Annotated in this window: 16 protein-coding genes; 8 read left to right on the top strand and 8 right to left on the bottom strand. The window is 65.2% G+C overall.

From position 1 onward, the window contains the following. Positions 1-414: 414 nt before the first annotated feature. Positions 415-1476: an isocitrate/isopropylmalate dehydrogenase family protein gene (locus tag QCM77_RS38325; protein WP_279662755.1), complete on the bottom strand. Its 1062-nt coding sequence runs from the start codon at positions 1474-1476 to the stop codon at positions 415-417. Between the two features lie 171 nt (positions 1477-1647). Between QCM77_RS38325 and QCM77_RS38320 the strand changes: the two genes are divergently transcribed. Beyond that, positions 1648-3036 (top strand): MFS transporter, encoded by a 1389-nt coding sequence (locus QCM77_RS38320; RefSeq protein WP_280096327.1) that lies wholly within the window; start codon positions 1648-1650, stop codon positions 3034-3036. A 4-nt stretch (positions 3037-3040) separates the two neighbouring features. Here QCM77_RS38320 and QCM77_RS38315 read toward each other — a convergent pair whose 3' ends face one another. The 7 genes from QCM77_RS38315 to QCM77_RS38285 form a co-directional block, all read right to left on the bottom strand. Then, positions 3041-4660: a B12-binding domain-containing radical SAM protein gene (locus QCM77_RS38315; RefSeq protein ID WP_279662753.1), complete on the bottom strand. Its 1620-nt coding sequence runs from the start codon at positions 4658-4660 to the stop codon at positions 3041-3043. Positions 4661-4858: 198 nt separating this feature from the next. Beyond that, positions 4859-5698, bottom strand: a complete 840-nt coding sequence (locus tag QCM77_RS38310) for an aKG-HExxH-type peptide beta-hydroxylase (protein WP_279662752.1) — start codon at positions 5696-5698, stop codon at positions 4859-4861. A 22-nt stretch (positions 5699-5720) separates the two neighbouring features. Beyond that, the gene (locus QCM77_RS38305; protein ID WP_279662751.1) at positions 5721-7151 is read right to left on the bottom strand and encodes a hypothetical protein; all 1431 of its coding nucleotides are present in this window, start codon (positions 7149-7151) and stop codon (positions 5721-5723) included. Next, complete coding sequence (locus QCM77_RS38300) at positions 7148-8308, bottom strand: radical SAM protein (protein WP_279662750.1); 1161 nt, start codon at positions 8306-8308, stop codon at positions 7148-7150. Before QCM77_RS38300 ends, QCM77_RS38305 begins: the two co-directional genes overlap by 4 nt. After that, on the bottom strand, positions 8305-10272 hold the full coding sequence (locus QCM77_RS38295; RefSeq protein ID WP_280096326.1) for a RiPP maturation radical SAM C-methyltransferase: 1968 nt from the start codon (positions 10270-10272) through the stop codon (positions 8305-8307). Before QCM77_RS38295 ends, QCM77_RS38300 begins: the two co-directional genes overlap by 4 nt. Continuing rightward, a complete protein-coding gene (locus QCM77_RS38290) occupies positions 10269-11204 on the bottom strand; it encodes a radical SAM superfamily enzyme (RefSeq protein ID WP_279662769.1) in 936 nt (311 codons plus the stop codon). The genes QCM77_RS38295 and QCM77_RS38290 overlap by 4 nt, the downstream gene beginning before the upstream one ends. A gap of 196 nt (positions 11205-11400) precedes the next feature. Continuing rightward, positions 11401-11655 carry a hypothetical protein gene (locus tag QCM77_RS38285; RefSeq protein WP_279662748.1) on the bottom strand — a complete coding sequence of 85 codons (255 nt, stop codon included), beginning with the start codon at positions 11653-11655 and terminating at the stop codon, positions 11401-11403. 269 nt (positions 11656-11924) lie between these two features. Here QCM77_RS38285 and QCM77_RS38280 point away from each other — a divergent pair, with 269 nt between their 5' ends. The 7 genes from QCM77_RS38280 to soxA all read left to right on the top strand — a co-directional run bounded on the left by QCM77_RS38280 (position 11925) and on the right by soxA (position 18102). After that, on the top strand, positions 11925-12374 hold the full coding sequence (locus tag QCM77_RS38280) for a (2Fe-2S)-binding protein (RefSeq protein WP_279662747.1): 450 nt from the start codon (positions 11925-11927) through the stop codon (positions 12372-12374). Positions 12375-12385: 11 nt separating this feature from the next. Continuing rightward, on the top strand, positions 12386-14572 hold the full coding sequence (locus tag QCM77_RS38275; RefSeq protein ID WP_280096325.1) for a xanthine dehydrogenase family protein molybdopterin-binding subunit: 2187 nt from the start codon (positions 12386-12388) through the stop codon (positions 14570-14572). Positions 14573-14625: 53 nt separating this feature from the next. Further along, a complete protein-coding gene (locus QCM77_RS38270; RefSeq protein ID WP_280096324.1) occupies positions 14626-15897 on the top strand; it encodes an FCSD flavin-binding domain-containing protein in 1272 nt (423 codons plus the stop codon). A 201-nt stretch (positions 15898-16098) separates the two neighbouring features. Beyond that, on the top strand, positions 16099-16533 hold the full coding sequence (gene soxX / locus QCM77_RS38265) for a sulfur oxidation c-type cytochrome SoxX (protein ID WP_279662744.1): 435 nt from the start codon (positions 16099-16101) through the stop codon (positions 16531-16533). Positions 16534-16541: 8 nt separating this feature from the next. After that, positions 16542-17009, top strand: coding sequence for a SoxY-related AACIE arm protein (locus QCM77_RS38260; protein ID WP_279662743.1), 468 nt, complete (start codon positions 16542-16544; stop codon positions 17007-17009). Continuing rightward, positions 17009-17326 (top strand): thiosulfate oxidation carrier complex protein SoxZ, encoded by a 318-nt coding sequence (soxZ, locus tag QCM77_RS38255; protein WP_279662742.1) that lies wholly within the window; start codon positions 17009-17011, stop codon positions 17324-17326. The genes QCM77_RS38260 and soxZ overlap by 1 nt, the downstream gene beginning before the upstream one ends. After that, positions 17323-18102, top strand: a complete 780-nt coding sequence (gene soxA, locus QCM77_RS38250) for a sulfur oxidation c-type cytochrome SoxA (RefSeq protein ID WP_279662741.1) — start codon at positions 17323-17325, stop codon at positions 18100-18102. Before soxZ ends, soxA begins: the two co-directional genes overlap by 4 nt. Positions 18103-18109: the final 7 nt, after the last annotated feature.

Below are 18109 nucleotides of genomic sequence, written 5' to 3'. Positions count from 1 at the left end.
AATCATCGAGGCATTCCGGCAACAGCGTCGTCTGCTGGCGATCCGCCCCTTGAACGAAACCCCGCATCACTTCCCCCGCCGATTCAGCAAGGAATCATAGCATCGACGGGGTTTTCACACAGCCTGGGTCAAAAGGCGGAATGCCGGAGCTGCACACGTAGATCCGCTTCACCACAGAGAGCGGACTTCGCACCTTCACGCGGAGCACACACTGGTCTTTTGCCGACCGGTGCAATCCTAGCATCCTGCCAGTGTTTTGCCCGACGGGTCAACGTCATGGCAGCGGCGAATGTCGTCGTGGCGCGTTTCGAAAATCCCTTATTGATCAAAGAGCCTTCTACTGTGCATGGGGTTGTTTTCGAGTTTTTTTGTTTCGGGCCCCAGAAAAAAAAACGCAAGGCCCCGCAGGACCACTCACCCCGCCTGCAAGATCTCCGCGATCGCGGCCCCCGCCGCGATCGTGCCGAGTTTGCCGCCGACGTCGCGCGTCGCCCTGCCCTCGCGAAACGCCTTCGCCACTGCCGCCTCGATCGCACGCGCGGCTTCCTCATAGCGCACCGCGCCGTTCTTCTCGCCGTGCCATGCAAGCAGCAAGGCCGCCGACAGGATCAGAGAGACCGGATTGGCGACGTCCTGGCCTGCGATATCAGGTGCCGAGCCGTGCGCCGCCTGCGCCATGGCGTGGCTGTTACCGACGTTGAGCGAGCCGCCGAGGCCGAGGCTACCCGAGAGCTCAGCCGTGAGGTCGGACAGGATGTCGCCGAACATGTTGGTGGCGACGATGACGTCGAAGCGGTCGGGGTTGCGCACCACATGCGCCATCATGGCGTCGACGAGGATGTCGTCGACCGCGAGGCCGGGATAGCCCTTCGCCGCCTCGCGGCAGATGTCGAGGAACATGCCGTCGCCAAGCTTGAGCACATTGGCCTTGTGCACGATGGTCAGATGCTTGCGCCGCTTCATCGCGAGACGGCAGGCCGCGTGCGCGATACGCTCGCAGCACGCCCGCGTGACCCGGCGCAGCGAGATCACGACATCTGATGTGACCAGCATCTCGCCATTGCCCTGCTCCATGTTGCGGTCGGCGTAAAATCCTTCCGTGTTCTCGCGCACCACGACGAGGTCGAAATCGCCGACCCGGCCGGACCGCCCCGCATAGGTGCGCGCCGGCCTGACATTGGCGTAGAGGTCGAGGTTTTTGCGAAAATGCCGCGACGGATTGATCTCGCCATGCGCCTCGTCCTTGAAGTCGAAGGTCGCGGTCGGCCCGAGGACCAGGCCGTCGGCGGCGCGGACGATATCAAGCAGCTCGTGGCGCACCGTCGTACCGAATTGTTTGAGGCTCGCATGGCCGACCGCGTGCTCTTTCAGGCGCAGATTGAGCTGGAAGCGCTCGGAGGCCGCGCGCAGCACGCCTATTGTCGCGGTCGTGATCTCCGGTCCGATGCCGTCACCGGGCAAAACGACGATGTGCATGGCGATCCCCTGAAATTGCGGCAGCTCGCGCGATCATACGCCAGCGCCCGGAATCATCGCCCGGCCTTCGCGCATACACCGCATGCAAGCATATGCCTGTGGAAGGCGGCCGCGCCGTAGTACATGCCAAAAGTCCCCTCAGCCACGCCGCCGGAGCAACGCGCTAACGCAATGAACATCACGTTACCTGCCGCCGCGCGCGAGACCGACCACCCCATTGCCGACGGCCTTCCGGCCGCACAGCGGCGCTGGGCCATCGCCGCGATCTTCACCGCGCTCGCGATGGCCTCGCTCGACACCGCGATCGCCAACATCGCGCTGCCCGCCATTGCCGGCGACCTGCATGTCACGCCGGAGCAGTCGGTCTGGGTGGTCAACGTCTACCAGATCGCGCTGGTGGCGACGCTGCTGCCGCTCGGGGCGCTCGGCGAGATCGTCGGGCACCAGCGCATCTATCTCGGTGGCCTGATCCTGTTCACCATCGCCTCGCTGTTCTGCGCTGTGGCGTGGTCGCTGGAGAGCCTCTTGGTCGCACGCACGCTGCAAGGCCTCGGCGCGAGCGGCATCATGAGCGTCAACACGGCGCTGGTGCGCTTCGTCTATCCCGGCCGGATGCTCGGCCGCGGCTTCGGCCACAACGCGCTGGTGGTCGCGATCGCCTTCACGTTTGGCCCGTCGATCGCTTCCGCCATTCTCGCGGTCGGCCCGTGGCCATGGCTGTTCGCCGTCAACATCCCGTTCGGCCTCGTCGCGATCGGCATCGGCTTTGCGATGCTGCCGAAGACGCCGCGCGCCGATCACGGCTTTGACTTTCTCGGCGCGATCCTGGCGTCGGCCTGCCTCGGCCTGTTCATCACGGGCATCGGCAGCGCCGCGCATAATCTCTCACCGGTGGTCGTGGGCGTCGAGCTGGTCACGGCTCTCGTGCTCGGCTTCATCCTGACGCGCCGCCATGCCGACCATCCGGCGCCGATGCTGCCGATCGACCTGTTCAGCCGGCCGATGTTCGCGCTGTCGGCGGCGACGGCGGTGTGCTCCTTTGCGGTGCAGGGTCTCGCCTTCGTCTCGCTGCCGTTCTATTTCGAGGATGTGCTCGGGCGCTCGCAGGTCGAGACCGGCTTCTTCATGACGCCGTGGCCGCTGGTGGTCGGCATCATGGCGCCGATCGCGGGGCGCCTCTCCGACCGCCATGCCGTTGGGTTGCTGGGCGGCATCGGGCTGGTGCTGCTCGGCCTCGGCATGGCGCTGCTCGCGATGCTTCCCGCGAATCCTGCTATCCCCGACATCATCTGGCGGATGGTGATCTGCGGCATGGGGTTCGGCTTTTTCCAGGCGCCGAACATGAAGGCGGTGATGTCGAGCGCGCCACCTCACCGCAGCGGCAGCGCCTCGGGCATCGTCGCGACCGCGCGCCTGACGGGGCAGACGACAGGGGCGGCGCTCGCTGCCCTCTGCTTCGCGCTGGCCGGTCACGATGGCGCAACCGTCGCATTGGCACTTGGCGCCGGCTTTGCCGCGCTCGGCAGCGTGATGAGCTTTTTGCGGCTGGCGGTGAAGTAGACCCTCAAGCCAGATGTCGGGCCGCCGCCACCTCGACAGTCGCGACCGGAATGACCGTCTCCGCGTCGAGCGCGGCGAGGCGTGCATCGATGGCAGCGATGACCTTGCGCGAGAACGGCCCGAGATGCGCATAGGCAGCGATCATCTGCACGGCGATCCGCGCCGATGACGTGTCGCGCTTGGCGCAGTTCATGAAGGTCTGCCACAGCGGCCCGCGCGCCTCGGGAAGGGCTGTGACCACCTTATGCACCGTTTCCATCGCACCGAGCCCCGCGCGGATGTCGCCTTCGGCGAGCTCCTGGCGCTGCCTTGAACGGTCGAGCAGCGTCATCAGCCGATCGACCCGTCTGGCATAGGCCGCCGGGCTGTAGATGTGCTCCAGCACGCGTTTGTAGTCCGTCAGGATGTCGCGCAACGGGCGCACCGGGTCGAAGTTGATCCCGGCGGTACACTGATCGGCGCCGATGGTCGGCGCCAAATCGTGGCCCGGGTGCAGCCGGCCTTCGCGCTCAAGGCGGCGCGTGAGCTGCGTGTTCGGCAAGGCATAGAGCAGGCCGACCATGCTGACGGGGATCGCCGCCTCTTCGATGAAGTCGATCATGGCATCCGCCATCGAGAGCTTCTCATTGTCGAAGCCGACGATGAAACCCGCGGTGACGAGCATGCCCGCGGCGTAGATCTTGTGGATGCTCTCGGCGATGTTGCGCCGCGTGTTCTGCTTCTTCCGCATGGCGACCAGTGTCGCCGGATCCGGACTTTCGATACCGACGAAGATGGCGAAGAAATTCGCCTGGCCCATCAGGTCCAACAGCTCGGGATCGTCGGCCAGATTGACCGAGGCCTCAGTCGACAATTCGAAGGGATAGCCGTGGGCGCGCTGCCATTCGGCGAGTTGGGGCAGGAACAGCCGCAGGGACTTCTTGTTGCCGATGAAGTTGTCGTCGACGAAGTCGAGATGGCCGCGGTAGCCCATGGCGTAGAGCCTGTCGAGCTCGACCAGCATTTGCTCATTCGTCTTGGTTCGCGGGACGCGGCCATAGAGCTCGATGATGTCGCAGAACTCGCAGGTGAACGGGCAGCCGCGCGAGTACTGCACACCGAGATAGAGGTAGTCTTCGAACTTCAGCAGGTCGAAACGCGGCACCGGCGTCGTGGTGACGTCGGCCTGGAATTTCGGCGCGGTGAAGATGCCGGAGCGTGCGCCGCCGTCCCAGGCCGCGATGAATTCGTCGATGACGCTCTCGGCCTCGCCGAGCACCTGGAAGTCGGCCCTCTCATAGATGTGGGGGCTCGAGGTGGGATCGGGACCGCCGACGACCACCGGCTTGCCCGCGGCACGGCACTTGTCGATCAGGCGTAGCGTGTCGGCCTGCTGCGGCATCATTCCGCCGGTGAAGACGACGTCGGCCCAGGAAAGATCCTCGTCGCCGAAGGACGCCGTGTTGCAGTCGATCAGTCGGACCGTCCAGCTCTTCGGCAACATCGCGGCGACCGTGATCAGGCCGAGGGGCGCCGCGGGGCGCTTCACGCCCAACACTTTGCAGGATTCGCCAAAGCTCCAGAACGACTCTGCCGAGAACAGCGGATAGAGCATCAGGACGTTGCAAGGCTGCGGTACGTTCATGGAACCCCTTTTTGCTTGATTCCACTGTAGCAGAGCGTCACCGACTTGCACCCCCTGCAAAAGGGACAAACTGTCGCCGCAGCGCAGCGGTAATCGAGCCTGGAACCGGCATTTACCCGCGGGACGTCGTCCCAAGCCGGGGATTGGCGTTCAGGGACGAGTGCGCGCCGCGGCCAGCCTGGAACCCGGCCCGATCGATCAGCAGCGCTCGGTCACCAGCATCTTCCGGCTGCTTGCCAGCACGTCGCTGCACCAGGCGAAGAACGCGCCGAGAAACTCGCGGCCGGCCGCGTCGGTGCGGGCGTGCTGCCGCAGCGTCTCGAACCCCGTCTCCATCCGGGAAGCGTTGCGCGCGAGCAGCGCACGGATGTCGCTGCGGACCTGCGGGTCGTCTTCCTGCTCGAGCATATGCACGTCGAGCTGGGTGACGTGGATGAACGAATATTGCGCGTGCAGGACGGCCGTCATCGGACGCGGCCGGTCGACCACGATCGGACTGGGATAAAGCTCGTCTTGCGGATTGCTGATGATCCGGACCGCATTCTCGTTGGCGACGCCGAACGCCCTCAGCTTGTGATGGGCCATCTCATGGACGATCGCCTGCGCGGCCGCGAGCGGGCAATTGACCGTGAGGCCGATGACGCCGAACCGCGCATCGACCGAATGACTAGCCGAGCCGAGGCGGCCGGGACCATCGGTCGGCTGTTCGGTGTCGCGATAGCACTGGATGGTGTGCACGATATCAGGCCATTGCTTCGCAGCGAGCGGCCAGCGGCGGACGTAGCCAAGCGCCTGTTCCATTGCCGCGACAGCTTGCGCATCGGGGACAAACCGCGGCGCGGGCAGCAGTGGATCCTCGGTGCGCAGGGCAACTCTCCCCTCCGCAATCGCCGGCGCACCATTCACCGGAGGTCGCCGCGGGGGCAGCGGCCGCCACGGCGTCGATTCGGTTTCGATCAGGCCCAGCGCAACGGCCGTATCATAGCCGTCAGTTTGCGGTCGTGCCGTGCGTTCCCAGTCAATCGACGTCGCATCCATGGCGAGCTCTCCTTCGAACCGGTCAGTGCGGGCGGCCACTCGTCGCCGAGAGCGCCGCGGACACGCGCCCTGCGCGTCCAGGCAGCAAGGCAATCCCCATCGTTGCCGCAAGCGTATCCATGTCTTTGTGCCGGTGCAGCGAGCGGTCGGTGCCGATCACGATCACCGATTTCGCGATCGCGCAAACGGCAGCAAGACCTTCGCGGTCGCCAAGACGCTCCGGATCGACGAAGGCGAGATCGATTCCAGCGGGCGCCAGACGCGACAACGCCGCAAGCGCCTCGATGCTGGATCCGCCGAGCACCGGCAAGGATGCACCGAGGCGCCGGCGCGCGGCCTCCGCTGCACCGGCATCTTGCTCGATGCCGCACAATCTCAGCTTTGGCTTTGTCTGGGAGATCAGCTCCAGCAACAGTCCATCGCCACATCCGACGTGCACGGCCGATGCAGCGCGGCGCAGCGCAGCGGTCTGCTCCCAGACCACGGTGCTGAAGCGCGAGCGCATGGCGAAAGGATTGTCGAAGCCGGCCACTTCAAATCCGATGCCGATTTCGGTGAGGATGTCGGCGCTATCCACGGGCTTCATAGTCGCGGCTGCCGCGCCCTCTCGTTTTCCCGGGCGTGTCACCGCTGTGCCGTGACGAGGCGGCGTGCCCTCGTCAGACAGCCATGTGCAGCGGAACGCAGCCGTCGTGACCTCGGCGATGCCGTTGACCAGCGACGCATCGACCACCCAATCCGCGATCTCGTCAAGCCAGCTCATTTCCTCGACAAACCCAAGCTGGCGGCCGAGGTCGAGAAACGCACACGAACGATCATGCGTAGCGGAACAATCCGCAGAACACGGTGCATGCCTCACCGGCCCCAATCCCAGCACCGCCAGCGCGACGTGAGCATGCATAGCCGCCTTGTCCCCGCGCGCGAGCATGCCGGCCAACGGATCGCTTCCGCCGCGCCGAAGGTAGTCCGCCCAGGATGTTGCGCAGCATGCGGGATAGCCGAACCGTATCGCCGCTTGCACCAGATCATCCGCGGCCGGCTCGGCGAGCGATGCATCGAGCGGCGCAGCGCCGATCAGGAAGGCATAATCGAGCAGTCGCTTCGGGTCGTCGATCGACGCTTCAAGCGACCAGTCGGCAGCATAACCGAGCGACGCCTTGATCGGCTTGGCGTCGAGGCCGATCGAGCGTGCCCGCTCCGTCAGGGCGCCGATGCCATCATAACCGGTCCACAGCACCGTCGCCGGAATGCGCTTCAGACGTACCATTTCCAGCTCGATTGCGAGCGCTGCATGCCTGAGACGTTCCAGACGCGGCTGCCAGAGCGCGCGCGCCTGCGGGCCGCTGAAGCTGATGCGCTGCGCTGCCGCCTTGACGACATCGGGCTCGCGCGGTGTGGCCGCTAGCGGAGCGCGCGGCCAGGTCAACGAGCCTGTCAGCCCCGCGGACGTCATGGTGTTTCCACCTGTTGGAGCAGCGAATGCAAGGTCGGATTGTCGCCGATCGACCAGGCCGCGATCATCTTCGCTTCGAGCTCGGAGCGACGCTCCGATCGGCTGATCGCGGTTTCCCCCTTTGCCTGAAGTTCGGTCTCGATGTCCTCGAACAGGCCGAACCACACCGGGCAATCGATCGAGCGCATTCGCCAATCGCCGCCGATCGCGGTGCCCGGACAATTGCCCTTGCATGCGAGGAAGAACCGGCAATCCTGACATCCACCATCGGCCTGCGGCGTCCGGTAAAGCGAGAGCTGGCGATCGAATGCCTCGCGGCCGGCGCGCAGATGGGTCACGCCGTCCTTGTTGGTACGGCCGCAATTGCCGAGCCGGCCGTCGCTCTCGACGCCCACCACGGCGCGGGTCGCATAGGGATCGCAGGCATGGAACACGCACGAGGTGCGGGCGTCGTCGCCCCCGAGCATCGAGGCCATCTCGGCGAAGATGTCGAACTGGACTGACGGCAGCTCCTGTTCGAGCCGGCGCAGCCGCCGCAAAGCCGGAAGGTTCTCCTGCGCGGTGAGCGCGAGGCCTTCGCCAGCTTCTGTTTCATCCTGTTCCAGCAAATGCAGGCGCAGCTTGCGGACACCGAGGCTGCCGAGAAACCCGATCCACGCGCACAGCACGTTCAATCGATCCGGTGCAGCGTTCATCCGGTTCAACGTCACGATCACGTTCGGCGGCATTCCCTCGCGGCACAGCGTCTCGATCGCCGCCTCGATGCGCGCGGTCGCACGCCGCGTCGCCGGCAGGCTGCCGGCCCAGCGGGCATCGTTGAGCGGTCCCGGCCCGTCGATCGAGATGCCGACGCGTACGTGGTACTTCCTGAACAACTCGATGTCGCGCTCCTCGATCAGTGTGCCGTTGGTCTGCATGCCGACGCCGCCGTGGCGATCGAAGCCCAACCGCATCAGGCGTTCGAGATCGGACCGGCGCGTCATCATGATCTCGCCGCCGAACAGGCTGAACGGCTCCGCCAATTTGTCCAGCGTCGCGATGATCGCATCGAGATCGTAACGCGTCGGCACATTGCCGGCGGTGCGGATGCCCTCCTGATAGCAGTAGCGGCACTTGATGTTGCACTTGTCGCCGAGCGGGCGGACTTCGACGGTCATGGCTCCACCCGTTCGAGGCCGACCGGTTCACCGCGGACGTCCGTCAGGCTTGCATGTAACGCGCCTGCTTCATCCTGAGCCGCCACACGTCCGCGCGGCAGCACGAAGCCGAGCGGAAACTCGGCTCGGGCCTCCGCATCGAAGATCTCTCGACCGGCCTCGGTGACGAGCGACAACATCCTGCCGTCGATCTCGATCGCGAACCGCCGCATCAGAAGCGCATCCATGGCGGCCTCGATCGATGCCGCGTCGAAACGCTCGGCGAACTGCGCGACGGCGTTTGGCCGTGTGGAGGGATTGCGCAGCCAATTGAGCACGGCGATCTCGACCGGTGTCGGACAATAGAACGGCTGAAACGCACATGCCCGCGTGTCGCTGACGAGATGAGCGGCGCCCACTTCCGTCATCGTCAATTGCGGCGCGAAGGGCTGGTCGAACCATCGCGCGCGCCACGTCGCACTTGCGGCCTTCAGCGCCACCAAATCCTGCTCGCTCGCGGCGTCGGGCGCGTCTCCCTCAAAGAAATAGGCAAGGTTGGCGAGGTCCTCGTCGGGGACGTCATAGATCGCGCCATAGGCCGGCATCGGCGTAACGTTGCGAAAGCCGATCTCGGCGGCACGTTCGAAATTGGGGCTGAACCGGTCGAGCCGAATACGGCCGCAGCCGACCGGCGGCTGAAGATGTTCGAGCAGCGGGGCCATTTTGGCGACGGCGTCGTAGGCGTCGCGCGGCTCGCCGGGAAATCCGTACAGGATCGACCAGACCAGCCCGACACTGAGCTCGCGGCAATTGCGCAGCAGTCGGAGATTGAGCAGAGCGCTCACGCCCTTGCGCATGAGATGCAGGACCGGATCGGACAGGCTCTCGATGCCGGGCTGCAACCAGACAGTCCCCGCGAGCGCCAGTTTCTCGAGCTGCGCCTCGTCCATGTTGGCCTTGATCTCGTAGAAGAAGCGAAAGCCGTGCGACGGACGCTCGGCGAGCTTTCCCAGCACGCCGTCGATGTGGTTCATCCCCAAAATGTTGTCGGTCGCTGCGAACCGTCCGACCCCGAACGCCGCATGCAACGTCTCGATCTCGTGGAGCACGCGGGGCGCCGATTTGGCCCTGAAAGCCATGCCCTCCCCGTTCAGGCCGCAGAAGGTGCAATGGTGTTTTTGTCCCCACCAGCAGCCGCGCGAGGACTCGAACGGTATGGAGGGGCGCACGCGCGCGGCTTCGGACAAATCGGCCAGTTGCGCGAAATAGTCGGCGTAGTCGGGGATCGGCAGCGCGTCCATCGCGGTCGGACCGGTGGCTGCCCCAGTGGCAGCCTCGTCGCGGCACAGGCAGCCAGGCATGCCGCGGGGCCGCTCGCCACGCAGGATCGCTTCGACGGCCGGCCCGAACACAGTGTCGGCTTCGCCGTTGAAGACATAGTCGATCTGCGCAAAGTTCTTCAGCAGAACTGCGCCCATCGGCCCATGGCAATTTGCGCCGCCGAAGCAGATCACGACGGACGGATCACGCGCCCTGACCGCGGCCGCGATCGCCAGCGAAGCGACTGTTTGCTCGAACATCGAGGTGAAGCCGATGATTTTGGGATTGCGTTCGAGCAGCCGGTCGGCCGCTTCCGCCACGAAGGACGGGATCAGGTTGCAGCGGATCTCGTAGAGCTGCGCGAGCCCCTTGCGCTCGATCGCTGCGCCGAGCTCGCGGATGTGGCGCTGCGCCTGCGGCCGGCCGGAGCGCGTGCCGATGCAGTCGCCAAACAGCCAATCGCCCGCCAGGAGGTGGCTCGGCAGCTTTTCCGCGAGCTGCTCGTTCAGATCGAGCCCGATGCGGTCAGCGAAGAGCAGGTTCAGATAGAGCGACTCGGCCCGAATGCCCTTCTGCCGCAGCAGCGCCTGCAACAGGCCAAGCGCCGCCGATGGCCGCACCACGGACATCACCGGCGCCGAGCAGAACAGGACATCGACGCTCATGGGACCGCCACGATGTTTGCAGGCGCGGCCTGCCCATCCAGCAGGATCTCGCAGGTCTCGATCTGGTTCCGGCGTGCCTCGGCGGCGGCGCGCACGCGCGCCAGCAGTTCCGGCGAGCGGAAGATGCGATCGCAGGCAGTGCAAATGCCATCGAAATCCTCAACGCGCATTGGCGCGGGATCGTCGGCCGTGACGGCGGCCAGAATGGCGACAGGCCCTTCGAGCCTGATCCACCGATAGAGAGGATCATCGGCGGCCGCCCGCATGGCGGCTTCGATCCCCTCGTCCGCGATGTGGCCGACTTTCAGGGAACCGTAGTGAGGAAGCACGCCGCAGCAGGGCTGGATGCCGCCCTCGTGATCGACTGTGACGGTGTGGAGAACGGATTCGCACGGTCCGCGGTAAGCCGACGCGTGACGAACGCGCCCCGCTCGCGTTTCCTCATCCGTGCCCGCGCCACGACCGGTCGAGTTGGCGACAGTTTCGTAGATGTTGATCCCGGGCTCATCCTGAAGGCCAAGGTCGACGCGCAGCCTGGCGGCGGTGATCCGCGAGCCGGCCTCGACCACCACCGCGATCCTGAGCAGCAAGCCGCACTCCCGCGCGGCCGCGACCGAATTGGCAATGAAGTTCAGCGGCACGAACTCGGCGTGGGGATCATCGTAAGACAATGTCATTTCTGTAAGGCCGGCGGTGCGCAATTGGCGAACAGCCGCCATCGCGCGCGCGGGCGACTTGGCCCAGAACGCACTCGTGGTGATGCCGGCGCGCAAGCCCAGCGACGCGGCCAACGCTACGGCATCAGCCACGATATCCGCATGCAGCATCGGATCGCCACCGACGAAATGGACGATCTCCATCGACGGTATCTGCGCGGCCTGCTGAATGCACCGATGAACGTCAGCGGCGGAGAGATGGCCGCCGTGAAACATGTCGGATGAAAAGCAACAGTGCGAGCACTTGAGCGGACATTTCAGGGTGACGTTCAAAACGAGATTCTTAGGCGTCACCCTGGCCGCGCGGAAATCGGATAAATATTGTGCGCCGAGCGCCATGGCCGACGACCCCATATCCCGGCTGCCCGGCGAACCGGTCAGCCGGCCATCATGATCTACTGCCTAAGCCGGATCAGAGGATGTCGATATGGATCGAGCCGGCCTGTACGCCGCCGCTCCGCGAGGCCAGCTTGTTTCGCAGCATGGACGCGGTCTGGTCGTCGAGCTGAACGCCGACACTGCTCAGATACGAGACCGGGTCCTTGCTGACGTCGCTCGCAAGGCTGAGCAGGTCCGCGTGTGTCGTGAGTCCAGAAGGCGTTTTCGCTTTGAGATCGTTACCTGACGCAAGAACTTTTTCGAGATCAATCGTGACGATGCGACCCATGGCGCTTCTCCCTTAGGATGGACTAATGATCCATCAAACCAAAGGTTGTACAATACCCAGAGATAGTCAAATTAATTCGATACGACCAAAGGCTGCGGATTTGTACCGCCGTTCACAACGCCGCAACCCCGCGCGCGCGACATTCTTCCCGCACGTTCCGGTCTCGTTGACGGCCACCCCTCGGACTATTGATTTGAACAGTTCCAATTTGCCGGACACATTGCGCCGCTGAGTCCAATCGGTGGATTGGACCAATCAGGGGACTTGCGATGGCAAATCTAACAATCAACGAAAAAAACTTCACGCTCGAGGTCGAGCCGGATACCCCGCTGCTCTGGGCAATCCGCGAGAATGCCGGCCTGACCGGCACCAAATATGGCTGCGGCATTGCGCAATGCGGCGCCTGCACCGTTCACATCGACGGCGTTGCCACCCGCTCCTGCGGGGTCTCGGTCAGCGAGGCCGTGGGCAAGAAGATCACCACGATCGAGGGGCTCGCCTCAGCCAGCTCGCTGCACAAGGTGCAGGAAGCCTGGATCGCCCAGGATGTGCCGCAATGCGGCTATTGCCAGAGCGGCATGATCATGGCTGTGGCGGCGCTCCTCACCGAGAAGCCGAAACCAACCGACGCCGACATCGACGAGGCCATCACCAACATCTGCCGCTGCGGCACCTTCCAGCAGGTGCGCGAAGCGATCCACACGATCGCAAGCGCGTAAGGAGCCGCCACATGAACAAGCATATCTCTCCCAGGATGAGCCGCCGCGCCTTCGTCATCGGCACCGCCGCGGTCGGCGCAGGTCTCGCAATCGGCCTCGATATCCCCTTCGGCGGCCCCGCCGTGGTCCGCGCTGCCGACGGCTCGCCCGAGATCGGCGCCTGGGTCGTGGTCCGGCCCGACGACACCGTCGTCATCCGCATCGCCCGCTCCGAGATGGGCCAGGGCTCGCTCACCGGCCTCGCTCAGCTCGTCGCCGAGGAGCTCGAATGCGACTGGTCGAAGGTTTCGACCGAATATCCGACACCCGGCCAGAGCGTCGCCCGCAAGCGCGTCTGGGGCGATTTCTCGACCGGCGGCAGCCGCGGCATCCGCTCGTCGCACGACTACGTCCGCAAGGGCGGTGCCACCGCGCGCGTGATGCTGATCCAGGCCGCCGCCGAGGCGTGGAAGGTGCCGGCGTCCGAATGCACGGCCGCCAACGGCGTCATCACCCATACGCCCTCAGGCAAGACCACGACCTACGGCAAGGTCGCCGAGGCCGCAGCCAAGCTGACGCCGCCGGCCGACGTCAAGCTGAAGGACCCCAAGGACTGGAAGCTGATCGGCAAGGGCGTGAAGCGGCTCGACACCGCCGACAAGACCACCGGCGCCATGACCTACGGCATCGACGTCAAGCTGCCGGGCATGCTGAACGCCGCCATCAAGGACTGCCCGGTGTTCGGCGGCAAGGTGAAGAGCTTCGACGAAGCCAAGATCGCCGGGATGAACGGCGTCAAGAAGGTCGTCAAGGTCGGCGATACCGCGGTCGCGGTCGTTGCCGATACCTGGTGGCACGCCAAGACCGCGCTGGAGGCGCTGCCGATCGTTTGGGACGAGGGCGACAACGCCAAGGTCTCCAGCGAGTCGATTGCGAAATGGCTGACCGAAGGCCTCGCCAACGAGCAGCCGGCCTATGTCGGCAACAAGAACGGCGACGCCAAGGCGGCGATTGCCGGTGCCGCCAGGAAGATCGAGGCCGTCTACAGCTATCCCTACCAGAACCACGCCACCATGGAGCCGATGAACGCCACGGCGGTCTACACGGCGGACAAATGCGAGGTCTGGTGCGGAACGCAGAATGGCGAGGCGGCCTTCGCCGCCACGTTGGAAGCCTCGGGCCTGCCGGCGGAGAAGTGCGACGTGCACAAGGTGATGCCCGGCGGCGGCTTCGGCCGGCGCGGCCAGACCGACTATGTCCGCCAGGCCGTCTTGATCGCCAAGCAGATGCCGGGCACGCCGATCAAGCTGTTGTGGTCGCGCGAAGAAGACATGGCGCACGGCAGGTATCACCCGATCACCCAGTGCAAGATGACCGGTGCGTTCGATGCCGACAACAACCTGGTCGCGCTGCACTACCGCCTGTCCGGGCAATCGATCCTGTTCTCGCTGCGTCCCGAAGCGCTGCAGAACGGCATGGATCCGGCCGCGTTCCAGGGCGTCGCCCAGTCCGGCGAGGCCGCGTTCGGCTATTCGGTGCCGAACCTCCTGATCGAACATGCGATGCGCAACCCGCACGTTCCGCCGGGCTTTTGGCGCGGCGTGAACGTCAATCACAACGCGATCTACATGGAATGCTTCATGGACGAGCTGGCCCAGGCCGCAGGCCAGGACCCGCTCGAATTCCGCCGCAAGCTGATGGGCAATCACCCCAAGCATCTGGCGGTGCTCAATGCCGTGGCTGAGAAGATCGGCTGGAGCACGCCGGCGCCGCAGGGCGTCTATCGCGGCATCGCGCAGGTGATGGGTTATGGCAGCTATGTCGCCGGCGCCGCCGAAATCTCGGTGACCGACGGCAACAAGATCAAGGTGCATCGCATCGTCGCCTCCACCGATCCCGGCTACGTCGTCAATCCGGCGCAGGTGGAGCGGCAGATCGCCGGCTCCTTCGTCTATGGCCTCTCCGCGCTGTTCTACGGCGGCTGCACCGTCAAGGACGGCCGTATCGAGCAGACCAACTTCGACACCTACAATTCGATGCGCATCAACGAGATGCCGAAGGTCGAATCGGTGATGGTGCCGAGCGGCGGATTCTGGGGCGGCGTCGGCGAGCCGACCATCGGCGTCGCGGCGCCGGCGGTGCTCAATGCGTACTTCGCGGCGACGGGCAAACGCATCCGCTCGGTGCCGCTGCGCGACCAGAACATCACTTTCGCCTGAGAAACGCCGCGGCGGCCACACGGCCGCCGCGGCCAACTTTCCGGACAAGATTCATGAATGCGCAGGTGACACGGCGGGATGCCGTCCTCGGCATCACCGCCGCGGCCACATCGCTCGCCGTCCCTTCGATCCTGCGCGCGCAATCGGCGGGCCGCGTCGTCGTGATCGGCGGCGGCTTTGGCGGCGCGGCCTGCGCGCGCGCGCTCAAGCGCGCCGCCACGAGATTGCAGGTCACGTTGATCGAGCCGAACAAGACCTTCACCTCCTGCCCACTCAGCAACGAAGTGATCGCCGGCCTGCGCGACATCGAGGCGCAACTGTTCGGCTACGAAAAGCTCGCGGCCGAGGGAATCACCGTCGTCGCTCAGGCCGCGACGACCATCGACACGCAAAAGCGTAGCGTGATCGCAGCCGATGGCGCCGCGTTTCCCTATGATCGTCTCGTACTCTCTCCCGGCATCGACTTCCACTTCGAAGGCCTGCCCGGCTACGACGACGCAGCGTCGGAAAAAATGCCGCACGCCTGGAAGGCCGGCGCGCAGACGCTGCAGCTGCGCCGGCAGCTGGAAGCGATGGCGGATGGCGGCGTCGTCGCGATCGCAATTCCGGCCAATCCCTCGCGCTGTCCGCCGGCGCCATACGAGCGCGCCAGCCTGATCGCGCATTACCTGAAGACGACGAAGCCGCGCTCGAAGGTTCTCATCCTCGATGCCAAGGACAATTTCTCCCAGCAGCGGCTGTTCGAGAAGGCGTGGAAGGAGCTGTACGGCGACATGATCGAACGCATCGGGCTGTCGCAAGGCGGCCGTGTGACCTCGGTCGATCCCGCGACAAGGACCATCGTCACCGAATTCGGCAACTACACGCCTGACGTCGCCAACGTCATTCCGCCGCAACGCGCCGGGCGCATTGCCGAGATCGCGGGCGCTGCGGATGCCACCGGCTGGTGCCCGATCGATCCTGTTACCTTCGAGTCGAAGCTCGTTCAGAAGATCCACGTCATCGGCGATGCCTGCCTCGGCGGCGGCATTCCCAAATCGGCATCCGCTGCAGGCGCACAGGGCAAGGCCTGCGCTGCCGCTATCGTGAACCTACTTGCCGGCCGCGCGCCAGAAGCACCGCGATTGACAGGCGTCTGCTACAACACCGTCGCACCCGGCTACGGCTTTTCACTCGCAGGCAATTACCAGCCCAAGGGCGACATCTTCGCCGAGGTCGAGGGCGGCGCGACCAGCCCGGTCGATGCGCCGCGCGAGCTGCGTGCCCGCGAGGCGACTGAAGCGGAGCGCTGGTTTCAAACCATCACGGCGGACACCTTTGGCTAGAGCATGATGAGACCAAGCTGTCGCCACGAACACGGTGCGCCCCCTCCCCCGCCTGCGGGGGAGGGCTGGGGAGAGGGTGCTTCCACAATCGAGAACCCCCAAGAGGAAAGAGCCCTCACCCGGCGCTACGCGCCGACCTCTCCCGCAAGCGGGAGAGGTAAGAGGAGCTCGTGGCGACGTCTTTCGTCTCACACACGATCGATGATCGCCGCGCTGATCAGCGGCAGCCTCGCGGTAGTTTCCCTGGCGAAGGCCGAGGAACTCCTGCCCTACAACATCGCTGGCGACGGTATTGCGGAATCGCTCACCGGCGCACCCGGCGATGCCGCGCGCGGCCGCGCGCTGGTGCTCGCGCGCACGACGACTTGCATCCTGTGCCATTCCGGCCCCTTCCCGGAGACCCGGTTCCAGGGCGACCTCGCGCCTGACCTCTCGGGTGCGGGGAACCGCTGGACGGCGAGCCAGTTGCGGCTTCGACTGGTCGATGCGGCGCGCTTCAACCCTGAGACCATCATGCCGTCCTATTATCGCAACGACCACCTCGTGCGGGTCGGGCGAAATTTCGCCGGCAAACCGATATTGTCCGCCGCCGAGATCGAGGACATCGTGGCTTTTCTTGCAACGCTTCGGGACTAGGACTGTTCATGCCAACCACGCGACGACAATTCCTGAACCTTGCCGGAAGCGTGACGGTCGCCGGGACGATCCCGATCGTCACGCTGCGGCCGCTCGAGGCGACACCGGCGATGCTCACCGCCGCGATCCGCAACGTCGTCGGCGAAGCACCTGTACGCACCGGCAAGGTGAAGCTCGACATTCCGCCACTGGTCGAGAACGGCAATACGGTGCCGATGACCGTGAGCGTCGCCAGCCCAATGACGGCGGACGACTACGTCAAGAGCATCCACGTCTTCAACGAGAAGAACCCGCAGCCGAACATCGCCAACTTCTACCTCAGCCCCTCCTCCGGCCGCGCCCAGGTCTCGACCCGGATCCGGCTCGCCGACACCCAGAAGGTGGTGGCGATCGCGCGTCTTTCCGACGACACGTTCTGGCAGGTCACGACCGAAATCGTCGTGACTCTGGCCGCCTGCACCGAGGAGATGAATTGATGGCCGCGCTGATCAACGTTCCGGCGAAAGCACGACGCGGCGACGTCATCGAGATCCGCACACTGACCTCGCACATCATGGAAACCGGCTTCCGCCACACCGCGGACGGCGCGCTGGTGCCGCGCGACATCATCACGAGTTTTACGTGCCGCTACAACGGCACCGAGATTTTTCGCGCCGATCTGTTCCCGGCGATTGCGGCCAACCCTTATTTGTCTTTCTTCGCAGTCGCGAAGGAGAGCGGCAAGTTCGAGTTCGAGTGGATCGGCGACAACGGCTATTCGTCGAGCGCATCGGCGTCGATCACGATCGAATGAATTTTTGGCGCGCGATAGCGGCGGCGGCGCTCCTCGCCACCACCCCTGCCCTGCTCGCCGGCGAAATTCCGCCGGACGCGCGCCGCTCCGGCTATTCGTTCATGGGGCCTGACACGCGCGCGATGCAGGACGACGACACGTCAAATCCCGGCATGCTGTTCGTGCTCGACGGTGAGGCGTTGTGGACGAAAAAGACCGGCGGTGCCGACAAAGCCTGCGCGGACTGCCATGGCGATGCACGCGGCAGCATGAAGGGCGTCGCGGCGCGCTATCCCGCCTTCGACAAGGCGCTGGCGCGCCCCGTCACGCTCGACCAGCGCATCAATCTTTGCCGCAGCAATCATCAGCAGGCAACGCCGCTGCCCTACGAGAGCCGCGACCTGCTGGCGCTGTCCGCCTTCGTCGCGCACCAATCGCGCGGCACCGCGATCACGGCTGGCGACGATCCGCAACTGAAGCCATTCGTCGAACAGGGCCGCGACCTCTTCATGCAGCGGGAGGGCCAGCTCAACCTTGCCTGCACCAATTGCCACGACGACAACTACAACAAGCGACTTGCCGGCGCGCCGGTCACGCAAGGACAGCCGACCGGCTATCCGCTCTATCGGCTGGAATGGCAGACGCTGGGATCGCTGGAGCGGCGGCTGCGCAGTTGCATGACGGGCGTCCGCGCCCAGCCCTATGATTACGGCGCACCCGAGCTGGTCGCGCTCGAACTCTATCTGATTTCGAGGGCGCATGGCTTGCCGATGGAGGCGCCGGCCGTGCGGCCCTGAATTCTAC

The sequence above is a fragment of the Bradyrhizobium nivariense genome (genome assembly GCF_029846695.2).
In the GTDB taxonomy this organism is placed as follows: domain Bacteria; phylum Pseudomonadota; class Alphaproteobacteria; order Rhizobiales; family Xanthobacteraceae; genus Bradyrhizobium.
The sequence above is the reverse complement of the archived record's forward strand: the minus strand, read 5'-3'. Positions and strand labels throughout refer to the sequence as shown.

Bases quoted from the DNA above. Each gene is read 5' to 3' on its own strand.
- QCM77_RS38325 (WP_279662755.1), bottom strand. From the start codon at position 1,476: ATGCACATCGTCGTTTTGCCCGGTGACGGCATCGGACCGGAGATCACG.
- QCM77_RS38320 (WP_280096327.1), top strand. From the start codon at position 1,648: ATGAACATCACGTTACCTGCCGCCGCGCGCGAGACCGACCACCCCATT.
- QCM77_RS38315 (WP_279662753.1), bottom strand. From the start codon at position 4,660: ATGAACGTACCGCAGCCTTGCAACGTCCTGATGCTCTATCCGCTGTTC.
- QCM77_RS38310 (WP_279662752.1), bottom strand. From the start codon at position 5,698: ATGGATGCGACGTCGATTGACTGGGAACGCACGGCACGACCGCAAACT.
- QCM77_RS38305 (WP_279662751.1), bottom strand. From the start codon at position 7,151: ATGACGTCCGCGGGGCTGACAGGCTCGTTGACCTGGCCGCGCGCTCCG.
- QCM77_RS38300 (WP_279662750.1), bottom strand. From the start codon at position 8,308: ATGACCGTCGAAGTCCGCCCGCTCGGCGACAAGTGCAACATCAAGTGC.
- QCM77_RS38295 (WP_280096326.1), bottom strand. From the start codon at position 10,272: ATGAGCGTCGATGTCCTGTTCTGCTCGGCGCCGGTGATGTCCGTGGTG.
- QCM77_RS38290 (WP_279662769.1), bottom strand. From the start codon at position 11,204: ATGTTTCACGGCGGCCATCTCTCCGCCGCTGACGTTCATCGGTGCATT.
- QCM77_RS38285 (WP_279662748.1), bottom strand. From the start codon at position 11,655: ATGGGTCGCATCGTCACGATTGATCTCGAAAAAGTTCTTGCGTCAGGT.
- QCM77_RS38280 (WP_279662747.1), top strand. From the start codon at position 11,925: ATGGCAAATCTAACAATCAACGAAAAAAACTTCACGCTCGAGGTCGAG.
- QCM77_RS38275 (WP_280096325.1), top strand. From the start codon at position 12,386: ATGAACAAGCATATCTCTCCCAGGATGAGCCGCCGCGCCTTCGTCATC.
- QCM77_RS38270 (WP_280096324.1), top strand. From the start codon at position 14,626: ATGAATGCGCAGGTGACACGGCGGGATGCCGTCCTCGGCATCACCGCC.
- soxX (WP_279662744.1), top strand. From the start codon at position 16,099: ATGATCGCCGCGCTGATCAGCGGCAGCCTCGCGGTAGTTTCCCTGGCG.
- QCM77_RS38260 (WP_279662743.1), top strand. From the start codon at position 16,542: ATGCCAACCACGCGACGACAATTCCTGAACCTTGCCGGAAGCGTGACG.
- soxZ (WP_279662742.1), top strand. From the start codon at position 17,009: ATGGCCGCGCTGATCAACGTTCCGGCGAAAGCACGACGCGGCGACGTC.
- soxA (WP_279662741.1), top strand. From the start codon at position 17,323: ATGAATTTTTGGCGCGCGATAGCGGCGGCGGCGCTCCTCGCCACCACC.